The sequence below is a fragment of the Trebonia sp. genome (assembly GCF_030042015.1).
GTDB lineage: Bacteria > Actinomycetota > Actinomycetes > Streptosporangiales > Streptosporangiaceae > Trebonia.
Genome location: NZ_JASIAL010000488.1, coordinates 1 through 5,649 on the forward strand (window position 1 = coordinate 1; position 5,649 = coordinate 5,649).

General features: G+C 70.8%; 8 protein-coding genes. 2 read left to right on the forward strand and 6 right to left on the reverse strand.

Annotation, left to right across the window (positions count from 1 at the left end):
* Window positions 1-236, reverse strand: a 236-nt coding sequence (locus Q1N79_RS25975) for a hypothetical protein (protein WP_300613408.1), incomplete at its 3' end; no start/stop codon positions are given.
* 167 nt (window positions 237-403) lie between these two features.
* Between Q1N79_RS25975 and Q1N79_RS25980 the strand changes: the two genes are divergently transcribed.
* A complete protein-coding gene (locus tag Q1N79_RS25980) occupies window positions 404-646 on the forward strand; it encodes a hypothetical protein (protein ID WP_300613410.1) in 243 nt (80 codons plus the stop codon).
* Window positions 647-774: 128 nt separating this feature from the next.
* On the opposite strand, the gene pruA is transcribed toward Q1N79_RS25980, so the two are convergent.
* The 4 genes from pruA to Q1N79_RS26000 are packed head-to-tail and all read right to left on the reverse strand — an operon-like array spanning window position 775 to window position 4,161.
* Window positions 775-2,403, reverse strand: a complete 1,629-nt coding sequence (gene pruA, locus Q1N79_RS25985; protein ID WP_300613412.1) for an L-glutamate gamma-semialdehyde dehydrogenase — start codon at window positions 2,401-2,403, stop codon at window positions 775-777.
* Entirely contained in the window at window positions 2,391-2,948 is a 558-nt protein-coding gene (locus Q1N79_RS25990) for a hypothetical protein (RefSeq protein WP_300613414.1), read from the reverse strand. Before Q1N79_RS25990 ends, pruA begins: the two co-directional genes overlap by 13 nt.
* Window positions 2,949-2,954: 6 nt before the next feature.
* Entirely contained in the window at window positions 2,955-3,455 is a 501-nt protein-coding gene (locus tag Q1N79_RS25995) for a very short patch repair endonuclease (RefSeq protein WP_300613416.1), read from the reverse strand.
* Window positions 3,456-3,465: 10 nt separating this feature from the next.
* Window positions 3,466-4,161: an HAD family phosphatase gene (locus Q1N79_RS26000; protein WP_300613418.1), complete on the reverse strand. Its 696-nt coding sequence runs from the start codon at window positions 4,159-4,161 to the stop codon at window positions 3,466-3,468.
* Window positions 4,162-4,647: 486 nt separating this feature from the next.
* Here Q1N79_RS26000 and Q1N79_RS26005 point away from each other — a divergent pair, with 486 nt between their 5' ends.
* A complete protein-coding gene (locus tag Q1N79_RS26005; protein WP_300613420.1) occupies window positions 4,648-5,184 on the forward strand; it encodes an Rv3235 family protein in 537 nt (178 codons plus the stop codon).
* 78 nt (window positions 5,185-5,262) lie between these two features.
* Here Q1N79_RS26005 and Q1N79_RS26010 read toward each other — a convergent pair.
* On the reverse strand, window positions 5,263-5,649 hold a 387-nt coding region (locus tag Q1N79_RS26010; RefSeq protein ID WP_300613422.1), incomplete at its 5' end, for an SEC-C metal-binding domain-containing protein.

Genomic DNA, 5,649 nt, shown 5'->3' on the forward strand with positions numbered 1-5,649 from the left:
TCCTCGGCCTCGGCGAGCTGGCTGGTCAGCCGCTCGGTCATCTTCCGGTCGCGCACGAGCGCGGCGTCGAAGATCGCCGGGTTCAGGGTGGCGATGAACGCCAGCGATGTCCGCAGGTCGTCCTCATCCATCACGGCGAGCAGCTCCAGGCGTTCGGGGGTGCCGATGCCAGGCAGCAGCTCGGCGGCTCGCTGCGCGAGCTGGCCCTCATACGTGTCGGCGGGCGGTACGTTCATGATCAGGATCTCCATCCGGGTAGAGGCGGATCGGGGTCTTAGCGCCGCCGCGGTGTTAGCCCACTGCGGCGGCGCGAAACTCTGTAGCTACAGAGTATGCGAAACCTTGTAGCTACACAAGTCCTTGCCGTACGATCTTCTCTGTAGCTACACGCGAGGAGGCACTGATGGCCGGGACGACGCCGACGACGCCCATCCGGGTGCCGCGCCTGATGTGGGCCGCCTACGGGCGCGTGTGCGCGCGGCTCGGCCGCGACCGCACCGAGGATCTCCTCGCCCACATGCGCCGCCAGGTCAGGCGCCACGGCGACGAGGCCGACCTCGCCGACCTGGCGGCTGCCGAGGCCGAGCTTGCCGAGCGCCGGTCCAGGAGAGGCGGACGGCCGCGCAGGACCGGTCAGGACACCTAGGCTCGGGGAGCCGCTACAGGGAGCCTGACGGCATGAACTGAATTGAACTACCCCGTACCGCCACGTATTCGAATTAGGCTGATGACCGTACGGTTCTGAACGCGCCCGGATGCCTTCGAATGACCGTTCTAGCCCATGTGCGGATACCGGTAGTCCGTGGGCGGGACGAACGTCTCCTTGATCGAGCGGGCGGAGACCCAGCGGATGAGGTTGAACACCGAGCCGGCCTTGTCGTCGGTGCCGCTTGCCCGGGCGCCGCCGAACGGCTGCTGGCCGACCACCGCCCCAGTCGGCTTGTCGTTGATGTAGAAGTTCCCTGCCGCGTAGCGCAGCCGGTCGCCCGCCTCGGCGATCGCCGCGCGGTCCGTCGCGAGGATCGAGCCGGTCAGCGCGTACGCCGCCACGTTGGCGGCCTGGCCGAGCATCGCGCTGAACGCCGCGTCCTCATAGACGTGCACCGCCAGGATCGGGCCGAAGTACTCGGTGGTGAACGCCTCGTCGCCGGGGTCGTCGCAGACCAGCACCGTCGGCGAGACGAAGTGGCCCGCGTCGTCGTCGATCGTGCCGCCGGTCAGGATCTGCACGCCCGGACGGGACCTGGCGCGGTCGAACGCGCCGCGGTGCTTGTCCACCGCCCTGGAGTCGATCACCGCGCCGCCGAACAGCGACAGGTCCTCGGACACGTCCCCGAAGGAGAGCGACCGTACCGTGCCGGCAAGCTCGTCCCGGACGTCGTCCCACAGCGAGCGCGGCAGGTACGCGCGGGAGGCCGCGGAGCACTTCTGGCCTTGGTACTCGAAGGCGCCGCGGATGAGCGTGGTGACGATCGACGCGCGTTCGGCGGACGGGTGGACGATCACGAAGTCCTTGCCGCCGGTCTCCCCGACAAGCCGCGGATAGTCCCTGAAGCGCGCGATGTTCTCCCCTACGGTCCGCCACAGGTGCTGGAACGTGGCCGTCGACCCGGTGAAGTGGATACCGGCCAGGTCCGGGTGCGACAGCGCCACCCGCGACACCGCCGCGCCGTCCCCCGTCACCATGTTGATCACCCCGGGCGGCAGTCCCGCCGCCGCGAGCAGGCGCATCGTGTAATGCGCCGCCAGCTGCTGCGTGGGCGACGGCTTCCACACCACGACGTTGCCGAGCAGGGCCGGCGCGGTCGGCAGGTTCCCGGCGATCGACGTGAAGTTGAACGGGGTGATCGCGAGCACGAACCCCTCAAGCGGCCGGTATTCCATCCGGTTCCAGCTGCCTGCGGCGGACTCGGGCTGCTCGGACAGCAGCTGGCGCGCGAACGACACGTTGTAGCGCCAGAAGTCGATCATCTCGCAGGCGGCGTCGATCTCCGCCTGGAACACCGACTTGGACTGGCCGAGGACCGTCGCGGCGTTCAGCGTCGAGCGCCACGGCCCGGCGAGCAGGTCGGCTGCCCGCAGGAAGACGGCGGCCCGGTCGTCGAACGAGAGGGCACGCCAGGCGCGGGCGGCGGTCCCGGCCGCCGAGATCGCCGCAAGCACGTCCGCGTCGGTCGCGTTGCCGAACTCGCCGAGGACGCGCCGGTAGTTGTGCGGCTGCACCACCGGCACCTTGTCACCCGAGCCCATCACGGCGCGGCCCGCGATCGTCATCGTCAACTCGGCGTGCTGTCCTGCGAGCTCCTTGATCTTCGCCTCGAGGAGGGAGCGTTCGATGCTGCCTGGCTGGTACTGCCGCACCGGCTCGTTGTACGGCATGGGAACCCTGGTCACCGCGTCCATGAGGGGTGCCTTCCCCGTTGGGCGCAGAAGGTAACTAAGCCGTAGAAGGTAACTAAGGACGCGTCGGGCAGCTCCTGGGTGGCGTACCAGGCCAGCTCGTGACCGTCCGCGCCGTCGACCGTGAACTCCGCGTCCTCGTCCCCGGCGTCCGCGGCGTCGATGGCCGCCGCCGCGGCGGCGACGTCTTCGGCCGCCTCGGCGGCGTCGATGTGGCCGGAAGCCACGGCCGTGAACGGGACCGCGACGGCGAGGGCCACCGTGGCGGGCTCGTCGTCATACGCGCTCCAGCTCACCTCGCCGTCCCTGACGTCGGCCGCGAGCACCACGCGGCGGCGCGGCGCGTCCGGGTCGCCGGCCAGCAGCCGCAACGACTGCCGGGCCGCCGTCAGCAGGGCCACGTACTCGAGTTCCTCTTCGTCGCCGCTCGCGTAGGCCTCACGCAACGCCGGCGTGACCGCGAACGCGGTAAGCGGCGGGGGGCCGACCTCGCCCTGCTTGAGGGCGTCGGCCAGCCCGGGAAGCGTGAGGGGCAGGTATACCCGCATGGGGCCTCATGGTAGCGACCGCGGGCCGCCGACGACGGCAACCACCATGGCAACGGCATCCTCGATCGGCACGTGCTCCCACAGTCGCAGCACCGTCCAGCCCGCGTCGGCCAGGGCGGCGTCCGCGGCCCGGTCGCGCTCGACGTTCTTCTGCAGCTTCGGCGACCAGTACCACTCGTTGTTCTTGGGCCGTGAACCGTGCTCCGGGCAGGCGTGCCAGAAGCAGCCGTCCACGAACACCGCCACCTTGCGGGAGGTGAAGGCGATGTCCGGGCGCACCCGCCGTTGCGGCAGGTCTAGCCTGAGGTCCTTGCGATACCGGTAGCCCATCGCGTGCAGGGCGCTGCGCAACGCGAGCTCGGGCTTGGTATCGCTGCGGCGGTTGGCCTTCATGTTCGCCGACCGGCCGGGAGTGGCCGGCAGCGGGTACAGCCTGGCCGACTCGCCGCGGTCGCCGCGCCCCTCGCGGTCGCCGCGCCCCTGGTGCTCGCCGTGCTTCTCGTGCACGCGGCAAAGCTTAGCGATTGGCAAACATTCGCGTCAGCCGCGTGACCGTCTCGGCCGGGTCGGTGTGATGGACGCCGGTCATTCCGCAGCCGACGGCGGCTGCGACATTCCGCTCCAGGTCGTCGACGAACACGCACTCCCCGGGGGCGATGCCGAGCAGCCCGGCGGTGTGCAGGAATATGCGCGATTCTGGCTTACGCATGCCGACCTCGCCGGAGATCACCACCGCGTCGAAAAGCGCCGGGAAATCCTGCCTTGGGTAGCCGCCGTCGCCCCATGAGTTCGACAGCAGCGCGGTCCGGACGCCGGCGCCGCGCAAGTCGCGAATCACCTGGTACATGGCCGGAACGGGCCTGCTCGCCGAGAGCATCCTGGTGAGCAGCCCGTTGGGCTGGACCCGGCCGCCGACCGTGGTCACGAGGCGTTCGGCCAGCAGCCGCTCGAACTCCGCGACAGTGCACTCACCGCGCTCCAGCGCGTGCACCGGGTTGGCGGGGTTGACGGGCCCGTTGGCGGGGTTGGCGGGCCCGTTGGCGGACGCGGTGGCTTCGAGCGGGTCGTAGGCGTCCGTCAGCCACGGGCGCATGACCGCCAGGTAACTATCAACGTCGATCTGGTCGGCGACGAGCCAGTCGCGAACAGTGTCGCCGATCGGCTGCGTAAGGACGCCACCCCAGTCCATGATCACGGCACGCAAGTGCGGCATGGTCCCAATGGTAAGGCAGCCTCTATTGAGACGGATTCACCAACTGCCCGCATTGGTGGTGGGGCCCACAACGCCAAGCCTATTGGCAGTGGGGCCCCCTCCGCCAGAAAAAAGCGGCGCGAGCCCATCGGCGGGACCGGTGCGGGCCGGAGCCTCGCTGACATGCCAGGCGGAGCCCGTGGCAGCGGTAATGGTAATGAAGCGCGTTCCAGCCGGCGCGGCGTAAAGAGGCCACTTATTTCGCGAAAAATTTCGCCTCGCGACCGCGGGGCGCGAATTATGTGCGAGATTTTCGCGATCATGGAATGCGGCAGCACGCGGAACCGGAATGTCGGTGGGCTCGTGTACATATGGTCGCAATTAGTTGCCATTAACCCCGCACAACTCCCCGGGAGCCCAATGTCGGCGCGGCAATCCCCGTTGTCATGTGACGCACCCGCGTTCGATTCAGCCTCGCGCGGCGACGACCTGCCCGCGCTCCGGCTCGTGACCGTACCGGATACTGGCCCACCGTTTGACGCCGACCCGCTGGCCGGCACCGCCGCGGCACCCGCGGCCGCGTCCGGGCAACGCGGCAGCGGGTGGGAGGGCCTCGGCGCCGGCATCGAGGCGGCCCAAGACCGTGTGGCGGCCCCGCGCGCGGTCACGGACGCTCAGGGCGAATGGCCGCAGCACTTCGCCTGGCTGCTCGCCGAGGCCCTGGCAGGAGCACGGCCGACCAGGCAGATCCTGCCCTGGACGTCCGAACGCGCCCGCGTTCACTTTCGCAGGCTGACCCCGCTGTTCGGCTGCGGGCAGCGGCCTCGCGTGCGGCGCGTGATCACGACGCGGCCGGCGCCAGGGGTCATCGAGATGACCGCGATCGTGCTGGTCGGCGCGCGAACGCGCGCGCTTGCCGTCCGGCTTGAGCAGGCCGCGCCGCGGCGCCTCCCCGGACCGGCCGGGCATGCCCGGCAGTGCGAGACGCCGGCCGCCCCAGCGTCCGTGCCGCGCTGGGTGTGCACCGACATCGAGGCGGCGTGACGCAGGCCCGCGCGGCACCCAGGCAGCGGGCAGGCGGCCAGAGCGGGCGCCGACCGGAGCGGGCGCCGGGCCGAGGGGTCAGGAGTTTCGCGGATCGCCGTGGCAGCGCTTGTACTTGCGGCCTGAGCCGCACGGGCACAGGTCGTTGCGGCCCACGTTGGCGTACGGATCGGCGGAATCACGCCGGCGCTCGACGCCGCCGCCCTCGGACGGAGCCGAGTACTGCAACTGGCGTGGCCGGTGCGGCTCGAGGCCAGGCGCCGCCGGACCGGGAGTCGCCGCAGGCGAACCGCCGCTGCGCGCGGCGGTCTCGCCGCGCCCTGCCGCCGTCGCGTGCTGACGCCCGTCGGCGGCATGCCGGCCGCCCTGGCGGGCAGCGTTCCCCTGCCGGGCGTTCCCCTGGCGGGCGCCGCCCGGCCTCATACCGCCCTGCCCACCGCGGCCCTGCGCTGTGCCCTGCCCAGC